Origin of the sequence: Streptomyces sp. NBC_00250, assembly GCF_036192275.1 — a bacterium.
GTDB lineage: Bacteria > Actinomycetota > Actinomycetes > Streptomycetales > Streptomycetaceae > Streptomyces.
Window position 1 is genome coordinate 5,839,671 of sequence record NZ_CP108088.1, and the last position, 15,481, is coordinate 5,855,151.

A 15,481-nucleotide genomic window follows, 5' to 3' on the forward strand; every position below is an offset into this window, starting at 1 on the left:
GGGGCGCGGCGCAGGAAACGGGCGTCAGCAGGGGCATTCGACGTGCCCCCGCGGAGTACGGGCGGGCGCCGACTCCAGCGCCTCCTGGCGCAGTGCCCGGGCCCGCCGCAGCGCCGCCACCGCCGGGTCCGCCGGGTCGCCCTCCTCGCCGCGCGAGGCCGCGAGCACCGCGCCGACCGTCGTCAGGCCGCCCAGCTCACCCCGTACCGAACGGCCCAGGGTCTCCACCGCGTCGGCCTCCCGGGCCCGCGACCGGCAGTGGAAGGCCAGCTCGCAGGCGGCGAGGCACTCCGGCGCGTACTGATGGGGCACGCACTCCACGGCGGCCGTCAGTTCCTCCGGCGAGCGCTCCGCCACGTCGAAGCTGACACCCTCGGGCAGGGCCGCCGCGATCTCGTCGATCCGGGTCAGCCGGTCGAGCTGGCGCCGGGTGACCGACCGCTGCTTGCGCACGTCGACGACCGAGGCCGTCGGCGCGTTGGAGAAGTCCTTCGGGCAGACGAGGAGCACCGACTGGGCGACCCGCGCGCCCTCGGTCACCGCCGCCACCCGTTCGAGCGCGAGCACGTACACGGCGGACTGACGGGCCGCCGCTCCCACCTTCGACGCGTCGGCCGCGCCGTCGATCATCGGGAAGGACTTGATCTCCACGACCGTCCATCCGCCGTCGGGACGGACCACCACCGCGTCGGGCTCCAGGTACACCGGGGAACCGGCCACCTCCAGGGCGAGCAGCGGGTGGTCGAGCAGTGTCCACACCCCGGCCCCGGTCGCCTCGCGCAGGGCGAGCGCCGTGCGCGCCACCCGACCCTCGGGTCCGGCGGCCGCCAGCTCGGGCACGGACACCGTGCCCGGCTCGTCGACGCCGATCAGGCGCAGCAGCTCACGGCCGCCGTCCGCCTTCACCTTCGCCTCGAAGGAGTTGCCCCGCACGATCGCGAACTGCGACTGCCCGAACGGGGCCGGAGAGCCCAGCTTCGCGGCCAGCGCGGACTTGTCCACCCCGGCGCCGTCGAGCAGGGCCCGGCGCCGGCAGCCGGGATTGGCGGCCAGCGCCGCGAGGGCCCGCGCGTCCAGCGGACGCGGCGGATTGGCCGGTCCCCGCAGCTCAGCGAGAATTCCCCGAGCTCTCGGCTTCGCTAGAGCAGGGGAGGCCCCAAGTTTGCGTGTCGTCTGCGGAGGTCGGGACAGACCGCTGTCCGGGGATGCGCTCACCCGTGGAAGTCTCGCATCCACCACTGACAACCGGGGGCGCTTCCGCCGTCCCGCGCACCCGCACGGCGAGCCGCAGGGCGTACGGGGTGAGCAGCAGACCGGCGCCCATCACCGCCGCACCGGCGACCGCGTCGAGCAGATAGTGATTGGCGGTACCCATCACCACGAGCGTGGTGAGCAGCGGATACGCCACCCCGAGGGCCTTCGCCGCGGGCGTCCGCCCGTACCGCCACAGCATCACCCCGCACCACAGCGCCCAGCCGACGTGGAGGCTGGGCATCGCCGCGTACTGGTTCGTCATGCCGCCGAGCCCGCGCGGCGCGCTGGCCTCGCCGCCCCACCAGCCGTACGCGCTGAAGTGCGCCATCGTGTCGGTGAAGCCGTACCCCGGGTCGAGCAGCCGGGGCGGGCAGGTGGGCAGCAGCGTGAAGCCGACCAGACCGAGCAGGGTGGAGACCATCAGCCAGGTCCGGGCGGCCCGGTAGTGGGCGGGACGGCGGCGGAAGAGCCAGACCAGGATCGCCGGGGTGACGAGATAGTGCAGGGAGGCGTACGCGAAGTCCGCCGGTATCCCGAGCGCGGGCACGCCGGTGAACAGCCTGTTCAGCGGGTGCTCGGCGTCGATCCCGAGCAGCTCCTCAAGACGCAGGATCGCCAGCCCGTGCTCGACGGCCGTGGCCTCGTCGCCCCGTACGAGCAGCCGCCCGCACGAGTAGGCCGCGTACACGAGCCCGATCAGCGACAACTCGGCCCACCAGCGTGGTGTGCGCATCGAAAGGTCCCCCCAGCCGGTGATCGTCCCCGGGAGGGGACGCCGGAAGCCGCCCGTGGGTTGCCCGGACGTCACCCCGAATCCACGTGGGCGATGATGGAGAGAGGCACGTCCGCACCGTGAACCCCTGGAGATCCTTCCCATGGCACCGCGCATCCTGCTCGCCCGGCACGGCCAGACCGAGTGGTCACTTCTCGGCCGGCACACCGGCAGGACCGACATCCCGCTCCTCGACGAGGGGCGGCGCGGCGCGAAGCTCCTCGGTGAGCGCCTGCACCGCGGTCCCTGGCAGGGACTGCCCGGCGTCGAGGTGCGCACCAGCCCGCTGGTCCGTGCGAGCGAGACCTGTGAGCTCGCCGGTTTCGGCGAGCGGGCCGAGCCGTGGGACGCGCTGATGGAGTGGGACTACGGGGCGTACGAGGGGCTGACCCCGCCGCAGATCCAGGACATCCAGCCCGGCTGGTTCATCTGGCGCGACGGAGTCCGGGACGGGGAGACCATGGCTCAGCTCTCGGACCGCGCCGACGAGGTCGTGAACTGGGCCCGCTCCGCCGACCGTGACGTCCTGGTCTTCGCCCACGGGCACATCCTGCGCTCGATCGGCGCCCGCTGGCTCGGCGAGGACGTCTCCTTCGCCTCCCGCATCCGCCTCGACCCGACGAGCCTCTCGGTCCTCGGCTGGGCGTACGGCGCCCCGGCCGTCGAGCGCTGGAACGACACCGGGCACCTGGAGTAGGCAGGGGCCCGGTCGGGGCTCAGTACGCGGCGAGGACCCGGCGCGTGTCCGAGAGCATCCCGCGGATCCGGGCCGAGGCGATGCCCTCCAGCGACTCCACCACCCGCTTCGCCTCCGCCGTCGCCTCGTCGGGCCGGCCCGCGTGCGCCAGGTTCTTGGCGAGATGAGCGCGGTAGAGCGCCAGGTTCCGGGCGAAGTGCGGGTTCTGCAGGACCGCGGCCCGGTGGGCGTGCCGGGCGGCCCGGCCCCAGTCGCCGAGCGCCGACCAGCACTGGGCTTCCAGGGCCTCCCGCTCCGGCTCCCCGAAGAACGACATCCACTCGGGGTCGTCCTCCGTCGCGCCCCGGTCGAAGAAGCCGTGGGCGCGGCCGAGGGCCTGCTCGCAGGCCGAGCGGTCGCCGAGCCCGGCCCACGCGGCGGCCTCCCGCAGCGAGAGCAGGGAGAGCAGCCGGGCCGAGTCCAGCGGCTGCGCGGCCCGCAGGCCCGCCTGCGCCGCCCGGACCGCCTCGCGGAACCGTCCGGTGTCCCGGGCCAGGAAGGACGTGTTGCAGAAGGCGTGCGCCTCCAGGGCCGCGTTCCCCGACACGCGCGCGGTGGCGAGGGCCTCGGCGTAGTGCGAGCGCGCGTCGTCGTGCCGGCCCGAGTCGTGGGCCAGCCAGCCGACGGAGAGGGAGAGCTCGCCCGCGCCCGCGTGGAGCCGGTCCTCGGTGGAGCGCCGGGTCATGGTTCCGGTGTCGAGCAGCGCGTACGCGGCTCGGAGCGGCTGGGCGGCGACCTTGTAGAGCCCGTCGGCGCCGTGCCGGTCGTCGAGCAGACGGATCTGCCGTACGGCGTCCTCGACGGCCCGCACCTCGGCGTCGCCGATCCGGTGGGTGCCGCGGGGGGCGGGGATCGCGACGGCGGGGCCGCCGAGTCCCAGCGAGGCGGCCGCCAGGGTGGCGGAGCCGCTCGTCATGAATGCGCGACGCAGCACGTCGCTCTCCTCATCGTTCCGGGTCGGGATCGCGGCGGGAGGCGGAGCCCCGGCCACGACCGGCTGCCGCCGGCCGCGCACCGTCTCCCGCGCGGAGAAGCCCAGGTCGGAGAGGCCCAGACCGGGGAACATGTGCAGGAAGACCCGCTCGTACGCGTAGTTGGGGCAGCGGATCTCGCCCGCCTCCACGCGCCCGATGTAGCGGGCGTCGCACGCGACCTGTTCGCCGATCTCCCGCGCCGCCCGGCGGACCGCCGCGGCGAACTCCGCCGGCGAATGCTGTCCGCGGAGCCGGCGGAAGGCGAGATTGGGAACTGCCCGTGACATCGCCATGGCCGAGCCCTCTCCTGTGCTGCCGGGTGGTCCGGCAGCACAGGAACGTACCTGCTGTGACCGGATGCGTACGCAGTGTTTGGCTACAAATCGGATATCTCGCCTGTGATCTGCCATGAACTGCCATCCTTTGCGGCGGCATGGCGCCGTAGCCGTTGACGCGCACGGGCGTTGAACCGTAAGGGAGAGACGGAACGTGTCTCCTCAGGAGCGAGGAGGGGTCTCATGTCGGAGATCGGTTCGCAGTCGGCCACGTGGCACGCGCCCGCCCCGGACGCCCGCGCGTCCCATCCCCAGGCACCGGTTCCGGCCGGGCCCCAGCCCGCCGCCGAACCCTGGGACCTGGTGACCGTGCCGGTCCGGCAGGGCCTGGAGGCCGTCGACATCCTGCGGCGCGGCGCCGCCCCCGCCGTCGGCCCCGTCGTGCACGACGGCACCTGCGACACCCTGGGCTTCCTCGTCCCGCCGGGCACCGCAGCCGCCTGGGACATGCCCGGCAGCGCCTGTACGCGGACCTCGGGGCGCGGCCTCCGCCTCCCCGAGCTGCCGGAGCTGCCCGAACCCGCCGGGGACGCGCCCCGCCCCGCCGGCTGGCTGCTGCCCCCGGGTGACACCGACCCCGTCACCGACCCCGCCGTCCTGCGCGAGGCGCTCGGCGAGGCGGCCCGCCTCATCGAGGCGGCCGACGGCTGCCACTGAGGCCGCGGGCGGTCCGCGGAAGCCCCCGCACCGGCGCCGTCGGGCAGGTCCGTCGTGAATGCCCCGATAATGGGCCCGTGGCCAGGAACAAACAGCGCGACCGGGCGGCGTCCGCCGTCTCCGTCGTCGAGACCGTCGACGGCGGGCTCGCCGAACTCATACCCGACCGGGAGCGTCCGCGCGCCTGGACCCTGCTCATCGACGGCGCCCCGCAGTCCCATGTGGACCTCGACGACCCGGCCCACCTCACCTTCGAGTACCAGCGGCGCCTCGGCCACATCGTCGACCTCGCCGCCCCGCCGAACCGGCCGCTCCAGGTCGTCCACCTCGGCGGCGGCGCCTTCACCCTCGCCCGGTACGTCGCCGCGACCCGGCCCCGCTCCACGCAGCAGATCGTGGAACTCGACGGGCTCCTCGTGCAGCTCGTACGCCGGGAACTGCCGCTCGACACCGGGGCCCGCATCCGGGTCCGCTCCACCGACGCCCGCGCCGGGCTCGCCAAGGTCCAGGACGGCTGGGCCGATCTCGTCATCGCCGATGTGTTCAGCGGGGCCCGCACCCCGGCCCATCTGACCAGCACCGAGTTCCTCGCCGAGGTACGGCGGGTGCTGCGGCCCGGCGGCTTCTACGCGGCGAACCTGGCCGACGGCCCGCCGCTGACCCATCTGCGCGGCCAGATCGCCACGGCCGCCTCCGTCTTCCCCGAGCTGGCGCTGACCGCCGACCCGACGGTGCTGCGCGGGCGCCGCTTCGGAAACGCGGTGCTGCTCGCCTCCGAACGGGAGCTGCCGGTGGCCGAGCTGACCCGCCGGGTCGCCACCGACCCGCACCCGGGCCGGGTCGAACACGGGCGGGCGCTCGCCGACTTCGCCGGGGGAGCCGCGCCGGTCACCGACGCGAGCGCCAAGCCCTCACCCGTACCGCCGGCGTCCGTGTTCCGCTGATCGACAAGCCCCCTGGCACCGGACCGCCGGGTCAGGTGGCGCGGTCGTCGATCTCCACGCGGGGCGCCGTGTCGTGCCAGACGCAGAAGACGGACAGCTCCCGGCCGTCCGCGGTGAACGTGACCCGGATCCAGCTCGGCTGCTTCCACACCTGCATCTGCCAGCCGGAGGCCGGGGTCGCCGAGACCAGCTCGGCCGAGGTCTCGCCCAGGTCGAAGGTGACCCGGCCGCCGTCCACGGTGTAGCTCTTCACGTTCGAGTCCGTGGGGGGAGTGGTGGCGGGCGGAGCCTGCGTCGTCGGCTGCGCCTGCCGCGAGGGGGTCGCCGACGGGGTCGACGGGGTCGAACGGCCGCCGCTCGGCGTCGGCTTGCTCGTGACGGACGCGGAGGGCTCGACGGTGGTGGGCCGCCGGGTCGAGGACGTCAGCGGATCGCTGCCGGCCGTGACCGGTTCGTCGGCGCTGCCGGCCGGGAGGGGCAGCGCGCGCGGGGGGTCGTACACCGTGCCGGACAGCACCGTGTGCACTCCCCACCAGGACAGGGTGACCGCCGCGCCGGTGGCGAGCGACCAGGCCAGGGCGTGAACGAGTCCTCTTCGCATCGGGGCCATACTGCACCACCCCCGGCGGACCCCCGCCGGAGGGTGGTCCTCTCCTGCACCTTCCCCCGAATGGCGTACGGTGCGGCCCATGGCAAGTGTGCTCGTGGTCGAGGACGACCAGTTCGTGCGCTCCGCCCTCATCCGCCAGCTTTCCGAGGCCTCCCACACGGTACGGAGCGTCGGTACGGCTCTGGAGGCGTTGCGCGAGGTCGCCCATTTCCGTTTCGACGTGGTCATCCTGGACCTCGGACTGCCCGACCTGGACGGGTCCGAGGCGCTCAAGATGCTGCGCGGAATCACCGACGTACCGGTGATCATCGCGACCGCCCGGGACGACGAGGCGGAGATCGTACGGCTCCTCCACGCCGGGGCCGACGACTACCTCGTGAAGCCCTTCTCGGTCGACCACCTCTCGGCCCGGATGGCCGCCGTCCTGCGCCGGGCGCGGTCCACCGCCGGCGAGGCGCCGCCGTCCCGGGCGATCCAGGTCGGCGGGCTCACCGTCGACCCGCTGCGCCGTCAGGCGGAGCTCGACGGGGCGCCCCTGGACCTGACCCGGCGCGAGTTCGACCTGCTGGCCTTCCTCGCCGGGCGGCCCGGAGTGGTCGTCCCGCGCAAGGAGCTGCTCGCCGAGGTGTGGCAGCAGTCGTACGGGGACGACCAGACCATCGACGTACATTTGTCATGGCTGCGGCGGAAATTGGGTGAGACGGCCGCCCGGCCCCGCTATCTGCACACCCTGCGCGGGGTCGGCGTGAAGCTGGAGCCGCCCCGGGAGCCGCAGCCGTGAGATGGGCGCTCGTCAAGGTGTCGCTCGCCGTCACCGCCATGGTCGTCGTCGCCTTCGCCGTACCCCTCGGGCTCGTCGTCAAGGAGATGGCCCGCGACCGGGCCTTCTCCAACGCCGAACGGAGGGCCGCCGGCCTCGCCCCCGTCCTCGCCATCACCACCGACCGCGACGAGCTCGACAAGGCCGTCGCCACCACCGAGGACGGGTCCGCCGGGCGGCTCGCCGTCCACGTGCCCGCCGCCGAACCCGGCGACATCGCCCTGGAGATCGGCACCCGACGGGCCGGCGAGGAGGAGCTCGACGCCACCCGCCGGCTCGGCCGGGCCTCCATCGCCGAGGTCCCGGGCGGCTTCGCGCTGCTCCAGCCCACCGCGCTCAGCAGCGGCAAGGTCGCCGTCGTCGAACTCTTCGTCCCCGAGGGCGAGGTGTCCAACGGAGTCGCCACCGCCTGGCTGGTCCTCGCCGGCGTCGGCATCGCCCTGATCGTCGGCTCCGTCGCCGTCGCCGACCGGCTCGGCGTCCGGATGGTCCAGCCCGCGCAGCGGCTCGCGGGCGCCGCCCACGACCTCGGTGAGGGAAGGCTCGGCGCACGCGTCCCCGAGGAGGGCCCGCCCGAACTCAAGTCGGCCGCCGTCGCGTTCAACTCCATGGCCGACCAGGTCGTCCAACTCCTCGCCAACGAACGGGAACTGGCCGCCGACCTCTCCCACCGGCTGCGCACCCCGCTCACCGTGCTCCGCCTCAACGCGGCCTCGCTGGGCTCGGGACCGGCCGCCGAGCAGACCCGCGCGGCCGTCGAACAGCTGGAGCGCGAGGTCGACACCATCATCCGTACGGCCCGGGACGCGAAGCCGCAGACCCAGGCCACCGGCCCGGGAGCGGGCTGCGACGCCGCCGAAGTGGTCCGCGAGCGCATGGAGTTCTGGTCGGCGCTCGCCGAGGACGAGGGCCGCCGGGTCCGCGTCGCGGGCGTCGAGCGCCCGGTCCGCATCCCCGTCGCCCGCCCCGAACTCGTCGCCGCGCTCGACGCCCTGCTCGGCAACGTCTTCCGGCACACCCCCGAGGGCACGGCCTTCTCCATCGACGTCCACAACGGAGACGACGCCGTCATCGTCCTCGTCTCCGACGCGGGCCCCGGCATCGCCGACCCCGCCGCCGCGCTCGCCCGCGGCAACAGCGGGGCCAGGGACGGCTCCACGGGCCTCGGCCTGGACATCGTGCGGCGGATGGCGGAGGTCACCGGGGGCGACGTCCGCATCGGGCACTCGGTGCTCGGCGGCACGGAGGTCAGGATCTGGATCGGCCTCGACGGCCGCCGCACGGGCGGCGCCGCCGGGCGCCGGGGCCACCGTCCGGCACGCCGCCGACGTGGCGGCACGGGCACCCGCAGGGCCGCCGAAGGCTGAGGGGCATTCGCCCGGCCCGCCGCCGACGGGTGGCTCGGGCACCCGCAGGGCCGCCGAAGGCTGAGCCGACCGACACCCGTCCGGCACGCCGCCGACGTGGCGGCACGGGCACCCGCAGGGCCGCCGAAGGTTGAGGGGCATTCGCCCGGCCCCCAACCTTTCGTGGTTCCGATGCCTTCCTTAAGCGGAGCCTAAGGATCCCCGCCCGCGTCCCCGGACGCCCTTTTGTCCGTCTTCCGGTCGCTAGCGTGCTGCCGCACCCCCTCCCCACCCCCCAGCACGCAGAGGCAGGCACGCGATGGGCACCAGTTCGCACCGGCGCAGGGCGAGCACCAGGACCAAGGTCGTCGGAGCGGTCGTCGCCGCCGCGGTCGTCGGCGGCGCCGCGTTCGCGCTCACGGGTACGGCCCAGGCCGCCGCGGTCGGCGCGGCCTACACCAGGACCAGCTCCTGGACCGGCGGCTACACCGGCCAGTACGTCGTCACCAACGAGACCTCCGCCGCCCAGTCCGACTGGACCCTGGAGTTCGACCTTCCGGCCGGGACGACCATCGGCTCCCTCTGGAACGGCGAGCACACCGTCTCCGGCAGCCACGTCACCGTGAAGCCGGCGAGCTGGAACAAGCAGCTCGCGCCCGGCCAGTCCGTCACCGTCGGCTTCGTCACCTCCGCCGCCGGACAGGCCGGCGACCCCGCCAACTGCCTGATCAACAAGGCGACCTGCTCCGCGGGAGGCACCGCGCCCACCCCCAGTGGCCGCCCCACCGACCAGCCCACCGCCACCGCCTCCCCCTCGGCGACCGCCACCACGAGCCCGAAGCCGACCGCCACGGCCACCACGAGCCCCAAGCCGACGGCCACCGCCACCACCACGGCGCCCCCGACCCCCACCGCCACCCCCACCCCGACACCCACGGCGACCGCGACCGGCGCGCCCGTCACCGCCGCCAAGTACGCCCCGTACGTCGACACCTCGCTCTACCCGACGTACGACCTGCTCGCGACCGCCGACGCCACCGGTGTGAAGGAGTTCAACCTCGCCTTCATCACCTCCGGCGGCTCCTGCGCCCCGCTGTGGGGCGGGGTCACCGACCTGGCGAGCGACAAGGTCGCCGCCCAGATAGGCGCCCTGCGCGCCAAGGGCGGTGACGTCCGGGTCTCCTTCGGCGGCGCCGCCGGTCACGAGCTGGCCCTGAACTGCTCCTCGTCCTCGGCGCTGGCCGCCGCGTACGGCAAGGTCATCGACCAGTACAAGCTGACCAAGGTCGACTTCGACGTCGAGGGCGCGGCCCTGCCGGACACCGCCGCCAACACCCGCCGCTCACAGGCGATCGCCCAGCTCCAGAAGTCCCACCCCGGCCTGAACGTCTCCTTCACCCTGCCGGTCATGCCCGAGGGCCTGACCCAGCCGGGCGTCGACCTGCTCGCCGACGCCAAGCGGAACGGGGTCCGCATCGACGCCGTCAACATCATGGCGATGGACTACGGGCCGGCGTACAGCGCCGACATGGGCACCTACGCGATCCAGGCCGCCACCGCGACCCAGGCGCAGATCAAGGGCGTCCTCGGGCTCTCCGACGCCGCCGCCTGGAAGGCCGTCGCCGTCACCCCGATGATCGGCGTCAACGACGTCGCGAGCGAGATCTTCAAGGTCGACGACGCCACCCAGCTCGTCGACTTCGCGAAGTCGAAGGGCATCGGCTGGCTCTCGATGTGGTCCTCGACCCGGGACAAGCAGTGCGCGTCCGGCGCGGTGAACTACGCGGACGCCACCTGCTCCTCGATCCTCCAGCAGCCGCTGGCCTTCACGAAGGCCTTCGCCGCCTACAAGTAGCCCCCGGACAAGCAGCCCCCGGACAAGCAGCCCAGGACAGCACCCCCCGGACCAGTCGGTCCGCCCCAGGAGCCATCGCGCCCCCCACACCGCGCGCCCCGGCCGGAGCCACCCCACCTCCCGGCCGGGGCGCGCACTCCTGTGTCCGCGCGCCGCCAGGCGAAGCACCCGATCGCGTGCCCCGCGCGGCCCCGCGGCAGCTCGACCCCGTCGAACGTCTTCGACGATCCCCGGACCTTGACCGTGTTCTGACACCACCTCAATAGTGGGAGCGCTCCCATTCAATCTTCGACGGGATATCCATGCGCAGCACACGCCATCTGCTCGCGGGGCTCGCCCTCACCGCGGGCCTCCTCACGGGGGCGGCACCCGCCACGGCCGCCCCCACCCCCGCTGCCGCAACAGCGGCCTCCTACACCTGGAAGAACGTCCGCGTCGACGGCGGCGGCTTCGTCCCCGGCATCGTCTTCAACCGGACCGAGAAGAACCTCGTCTACGCCCGCACGGACATCGGCGGCGCCTACCGCTGGAACCAGGCCGCCTCCTCCTGGACCCCGCTCCTCGACGCCGTCGACTGGGACCACTGGGGCCACACCGGGGTCGTCGGTCTCGCCTCCGACAGCGTCGACCCCGACAAGGTGTACGCGGCGGTCGGCACGTACACGAACGACTGGGACCCCGGCAACGGCGCCGTCCTCCGCTCCGCCGACCGGGGCGCCACCTGGCAGCGCACCGACCTCCCCTTCAAGCTCGGCGGCAACATGCCGGGCCGCGGCATGGGCGAGCGCCTCGCCGTCGACCCGCACAAGAACAGCGTCCTCTACCTCGGCACCCCCAGCGGCAACGGCCTCTGGCGTTCCACCGACTCCGGCGTCACCTGGTCGAAGGTCACCTCCTTCACCAACCCCGGCAACCACCAGCAGGACCCGACCGACACCAGCGGCTACAACTCCGACGAACAGGGCATCGTCTGGGTCACCTTCGACGAGTCCACCGGCACCGCCGGCAGTGCCACCGGCACCCTCTACGTCGGCGTCGGCGACAAGCAGAACGCCGTCTACCGCTCCACCGACGCCGGCGCCACCTGGACCCGGCTCCCCGGCCAGCCCACCGGCCACCTGGCCCACAAGGGCGTCCTCGACGCGGAGAACGGCTACCTCTACCTCGCGTACAGCGACACGGCGGGCCCCTACGACGGCGCCAAGGGCCAGGTCTGGCGGTACGCCACCGCCACCGGCACCTGGACGGACATCAGCCCCGTCGCCGAGGCCGACACCTACTACGGCTTCAGCGGACTCACCGTCGACCGGCAGAACCCCGGCACCGTCATGGTCTCCGGCTACAGCTCCTGGTTCCCCGACACCCAGATCTTCCGCTCCACCGACAGCGGCGGCAGCTGGACCAGGGCCTGGGACTACACCTCGTACCCGAACCGCGCCGACCGCTACACGATGGACGTCTCCTCCGTGCCCTGGCTGACCTGGGGCGCCGACCCGGCCCCGCCCGAGCAGACCCCGAAGCTCGGCTGGATGACCGAGGCCCTGGAGATCGACCCCTTCGACTCGAACCGCATGATGTACGGCACCGGCGCCACCGTGTACGGCACCCAGGACCTCGGCAAGTGGGACACCGGCACGAAGTTCACCATCCGGCCCATGGTCCGGGGCCTTGAGGAGACGGCCGTCCTCGACCTGGCCTCTCCGCCCTCCGGGGCCCCGCTGATCAGCGCCCTCGGCGACATCGGCGGCTTCCGGCACACGGACCTCACCAAGGTCCCGTCGATGATGTTCACCGGCCCCAACTTCACCTCCACCACCAGCGTCGACTTCGCCGAGACCAAGCCCGACACCGTCGTGCGCGCCGGGAACCTCGACGGCGGCCCACGCGTCGCGTTCTCCACCGACAACGGCACCAACTGGCGGGCCGGCCAGGAACCTTCGGGCGTCACCGGCGGCGGCACGGTCGCCGCGTCGGCGGACGGCAGCCGCTTCGTCTGGAGCCCGGACGGTACGGGCGTCCAGACCGGCACCGGCAGCGCCTGGACGGCCTCCACCGGCGTCCCGGCCGGCGCGACCGTCGAGTCCGACCGCGTCGACCCGCTCACCTTCTACGCCGTCAAGTCCGGCACCTTCTACGCCAGTACGGACGGCGGTGCGAGCTTCACCGCCCGCGCCACCGGCCTCCCCGCCAAGGGCGACGTCCGCTTCAAGGCCGTCCCCGGCAGGAAGGGCGACCTCTGGCTCTCCGGCGGCGCCCCCGACGCCACCTACGGCCTCTGGCACTCCACCGACGGCGGCGTCACCTTCACCCGGGTCTCCGGGGTCGAGCAGGCCGACACCATCGGCTTCGGCAAGGCCGCCCCGGGAGCCACGTACCCCGCCCTCTACACGAGCGCGAAGATCGGCGGCGTACGCGGCATCTTCCGCTCCACCGACGCGGGCGCGAGCTGGGTCCGCGTCAACGACGACGCCCACCAGTGGGGCTGGACCGGCGGCGCGATCACCGGCGACCCCCGTGTCTACGGCCGGGTGTACGTCTCCACCAACGGCCGCGGCATCATCTACGGCGACACGAGCGAGACCGGCGGCGGTGACGGCGGCGGCACCACCGAGCCGCCCGCGCCCACCGGCGCCTGCAAGGTCGCGTACAAGGTGACCAACCAGTGGCAGGGCGGCTTCCAGGCCGACGTCACCCTCACCAACACCTCCACCACCGCCTGGACCGGCTGGAAGCTCGGCTGGGACTACCCGGCGGGCCAGCGCGTCGGCCAGATGTGGAACGCGACCCCCGTCCGGACGGGCACCGCCGTCACCGCCCAGAACGTCGGCTGGAACGGCGCCGTCGCCGCCGGAGCCTCCGCCTCCTTCGGCTTCACCGGCACCTGGACCGGCACCAACCCCGTACCGGCCGCCTTCACCCTCGGAGGTGCGACGTGCTCCGTCGCCTGATCACCGGCGCCGCCCTGCTCGCCGCGGTCCTCACGACCACCGCCACCCCCGCTTCGGCCGCCGACACCCCGCTGCGGGACCTCGCCGCGGCCCGCGGCGTCTACGTCGGCACCGCCGTCACCGCGGGGAAGCTCACCGGCGGGTACGCGGACGTCGCCGGGGCCCAGTTCGGCTCCCTCACCCCCGGCAACGAGATGAAGTGGGACTCCGTGGAGCCCGCGCGGGGCACGTACGACTGGACCGGCGCGGACCGCCTCGTCGCCTTCGCCGAGGCCCACGGCCAGCAGGTGCGCGGCCACACCCTCGTCTGGCACAGCCAGCTCCCCGGCTGGCTCACGAGCGGCACCTGGAGCGCCGCCCGGCTCCGCACCCTCATGACCGACCACATCACCGCCGAGGCCGGCCGCTACCGGGGCCGGATCGACCACTGGGACGTCGTCAACGAACCCCTGAACGAGGACGGCACCCTGCGTCAGTCCCTCTGGGGCGCGGCCCTCGGCGAGTCGTACATCGCGGACGCCTTCCGCGCGGCCCGCGCCGCCGACCCGGCCGCGAAGCTCTACCTCAACGACTACTCGACCGACGCCGTCGGCGCGAAGAGCGACGGCATGTACGCCCTGGTGAAGCGGCTCCTCGCGCAGGGCGTGCCGGTCGACGGGGTCGGCTTCCAGGCCCATCTCGTCCTCGGCCAGGTCCCCGCCTCCCTGGAGGCCAACCTGCGCCGCTTCGCCGAACTCGGCGTGGACGTGGCGATCACCGAGCTGGACATCCGGATGCCACTGCCCGCGACGGACGCGAAGCCGGCCCAGCAGAAGGCGGACTACGCCTCCGTCCTGCGGGCCTGCCTCGCCGTCACCCGCTGCGCGGGCGTCACGGTCTGGGGCTTCACCGACTCGGACTCCTGGATCCCGGACTTCTTCCCGGGCCAGGGCGCGGCGACGCCGTACGACGAGAACCTCGCACCCAAGCCCGCGTACGCCGGGATCGCCGAGACACTCGCCCCGGTGACCCCACCCGCCCCGGGTGTGTGTTCCGTCACATATGCCGTCACCAGTCAGTGGACGGGCGGTTTCACGGCCCAGGTCACCCTCCGGAACACGGGTACGGCCCCGCTGAACGGCTGGACGGTCCGCTGGACGCAGCCCGCCGGCCAGCGGGTCACCCAGGCGTGGAACGCGACGGTCGCCCAGGCCGGGGCGGAGGTGACGGCCTCGCACCTCTCGTACAACGCGACCGTCCCGCCGGGCGGCTCGGTCGCCTTCGGCTTCAACGGCTCCTGGTCGGGCACCAACCCGCCCCCGGCCGCCCCCGCCTGCACGCCGGGAACGTAGGAAAAGACTCAGGCCCCGGTTCTTTCGAACCGGGGCCTGAGCCATCAGGGTGAGTAACGGGACTTGAACCCGCGACATCCTGGACCACAACCAGGTGCTCTGCCAGCTGAGCTATACCCACCATGTCCGGCGGTGTTCCCGAAGGTTTCCCCGACCGGCCGAGAAGAAGTCTACAGGGTTCTGGAGGGTGCTCGCGCCCGCATTGATTCGGGGGCGCGAGCGGCCCTACGCGGAGGGGGTCATTCGGACGGTACGACGTGCCGGGCCGCGATCCGCTTCGCGGTCTCGGAGTCCGGGCCGGGCTGCGGGACGAAGACCGCCTCGCGGTAGTAGCGCAGCTCCGCGATGGACTCGCGGATGTCGGCGAGCGCCCGGTGGTTGCCGTTCTTCTCCGGACTGTTGAAGTACGCCCTCGGGTACCAGCGGCGGGCCAGCTCCTTGACCGAGGAGACATCGACGATCCGGTAGTGCAGGTGGCTCTCCAGGGCGGGCATGTCCCGGGCGAGGAAGCCGCGGTCCGTGGAGACCGAGTTCCCGCACAGGGGTGCCTTGCCGGGTTCCTTGACGTGCTCGCGGATGTACGCGAGGACCTGGGCCTCCGCGTCGGCGAGTGTGGTGCCTTCGGCGAGCGCGTCGAGGAGCCCCGAGGCCGTGTGCATCTGGCGCACGATCTCGGGCATGGTCTCCAGGGCCGCGTCCGGCGGGCGGATCACGATGTCCACCCCGTCGCCGAGCACGTTCAGTTCCGAGTCGGTGACCAGTGCGGCCACCTCGATGAGTGCGTCGTCCGTCAGCGAGAGCCCGGTCATCTCGCAGTCGATCCACACCATGCGATCGTTCATGCGTCCACCTTAGGGGCTCTTACCCCTGCCTGAGCAGGTCGAGCGGGCCGGAGCGGG

13 protein-coding genes and 1 tRNA gene are annotated in these 15,481 nt (G+C 73.3%); 8 read left to right on the forward strand and 6 right to left on the reverse strand.

What is annotated here, in order from left to right:
* Window positions 1-24: 24 nt before the first annotated feature.
* Both OG259_RS26495 and OG259_RS26500 read right to left on the reverse strand, forming a co-directional pair.
* Entirely contained in the window at window positions 25-1,215 is a 1,191-nt protein-coding gene (locus OG259_RS26495; RefSeq protein WP_328944526.1) for a hypothetical protein, read from the reverse strand.
* Window positions 1,109-1,987 (reverse strand): phosphatase PAP2 family protein, encoded by an 879-nt coding sequence (locus tag OG259_RS26500; RefSeq protein WP_328944527.1) that lies wholly within the window; start codon window positions 1,985-1,987, stop codon window positions 1,109-1,111. Before OG259_RS26500 ends, OG259_RS26495 begins: the two co-directional genes overlap by 107 nt.
* Before the next feature lie 142 nt (window positions 1,988-2,129).
* Here OG259_RS26500 and OG259_RS26505 point away from each other — a divergent pair, with 142 nt between their 5' ends.
* Window positions 2,130-2,723 carry a histidine phosphatase family protein gene (locus tag OG259_RS26505; RefSeq protein ID WP_328944528.1) on the forward strand — a complete coding sequence of 198 codons (594 nt, stop codon included), beginning with the start codon at window positions 2,130-2,132 and terminating at the stop codon, window positions 2,721-2,723.
* A 19-nt stretch (window positions 2,724-2,742) separates the two neighbouring features.
* Here OG259_RS26505 and OG259_RS26510 read toward each other — a convergent pair whose 3' ends face one another.
* Window positions 2,743-4,029, reverse strand: a complete 1,287-nt coding sequence (locus OG259_RS26510) for a tetratricopeptide repeat protein (protein WP_328944529.1) — start codon at window positions 4,027-4,029, stop codon at window positions 2,743-2,745.
* Window positions 4,030-4,254: 225 nt separating this feature from the next.
* Here OG259_RS26510 and OG259_RS26515 point away from each other — a divergent pair, with 225 nt between their 5' ends.
* Complete coding sequence (locus tag OG259_RS26515) at window positions 4,255-4,728, forward strand: hypothetical protein (RefSeq protein WP_328944530.1); 474 nt, start codon at window positions 4,255-4,257, stop codon at window positions 4,726-4,728.
* 77 nt (window positions 4,729-4,805) lie between these two features.
* The gene (locus tag OG259_RS26520; protein ID WP_328944531.1) at window positions 4,806-5,672 is read left to right on the forward strand and encodes a spermidine synthase; all 867 of its coding nucleotides are present in this window, start codon (window positions 4,806-4,808) and stop codon (window positions 5,670-5,672) included.
* 31 nt (window positions 5,673-5,703) lie between these two features.
* Here OG259_RS26520 and OG259_RS26525 read toward each other — a convergent pair whose 3' ends face one another.
* Window positions 5,704-6,282: a hypothetical protein gene (locus tag OG259_RS26525; protein ID WP_328944532.1), complete on the reverse strand. Its 579-nt coding sequence runs from the start codon at window positions 6,280-6,282 to the stop codon at window positions 5,704-5,706.
* Window positions 6,283-6,361: 79 nt separating this feature from the next.
* On the opposite strand from OG259_RS26525, the gene OG259_RS26530 reads away from it, so the two are divergent.
* From OG259_RS26530 to OG259_RS26550, 5 genes are all read left to right on the forward strand, one after another.
* Window positions 6,362-7,063, forward strand: a complete 702-nt coding sequence (locus tag OG259_RS26530; RefSeq protein WP_266892159.1) for a response regulator transcription factor — start codon at window positions 6,362-6,364, stop codon at window positions 7,061-7,063.
* A complete protein-coding gene (locus OG259_RS26535; RefSeq protein ID WP_328944533.1) occupies window positions 7,060-8,469 on the forward strand; it encodes a HAMP domain-containing sensor histidine kinase in 1,410 nt (469 codons plus the stop codon). Before OG259_RS26530 ends, OG259_RS26535 begins: the two co-directional genes overlap by 4 nt.
* A gap of 298 nt (window positions 8,470-8,767) precedes the next feature.
* Window positions 8,768-10,303: a glycoside hydrolase family 18 protein gene (locus tag OG259_RS26540; protein WP_328944534.1), complete on the forward strand. Its 1,536-nt coding sequence runs from the start codon at window positions 8,768-8,770 to the stop codon at window positions 10,301-10,303.
* A gap of 302 nt (window positions 10,304-10,605) precedes the next feature.
* Window positions 10,606-13,251 carry a cellulose binding domain-containing protein gene (locus OG259_RS26545; RefSeq protein ID WP_328944535.1) on the forward strand — a complete coding sequence of 882 codons (2,646 nt, stop codon included), beginning with the start codon at window positions 10,606-10,608 and terminating at the stop codon, window positions 13,249-13,251.
* On the forward strand, window positions 13,236-14,582 hold the full coding sequence (locus OG259_RS26550) for an endo-1,4-beta-xylanase (RefSeq protein WP_328944536.1): 1,347 nt from the start codon (window positions 13,236-13,238) through the stop codon (window positions 14,580-14,582). Before OG259_RS26545 ends, OG259_RS26550 begins: the two co-directional genes overlap by 16 nt.
* Before the next feature lie 48 nt (window positions 14,583-14,630).
* Here OG259_RS26550 and OG259_RS26555 read toward each other — a convergent pair.
* Both OG259_RS26555 and orn read right to left on the reverse strand, forming a co-directional pair.
* Window positions 14,631-14,703, reverse strand: a tRNA-His gene (locus tag OG259_RS26555).
* A 118-nt stretch (window positions 14,704-14,821) separates the two neighbouring features.
* Window positions 14,822-15,424: an oligoribonuclease gene (orn, locus tag OG259_RS26560; RefSeq protein WP_328944537.1), complete on the reverse strand. Its 603-nt coding sequence runs from the start codon at window positions 15,422-15,424 to the stop codon at window positions 14,822-14,824.
* Between the last annotated feature and the right edge of the window lie 57 nt (window positions 15,425-15,481).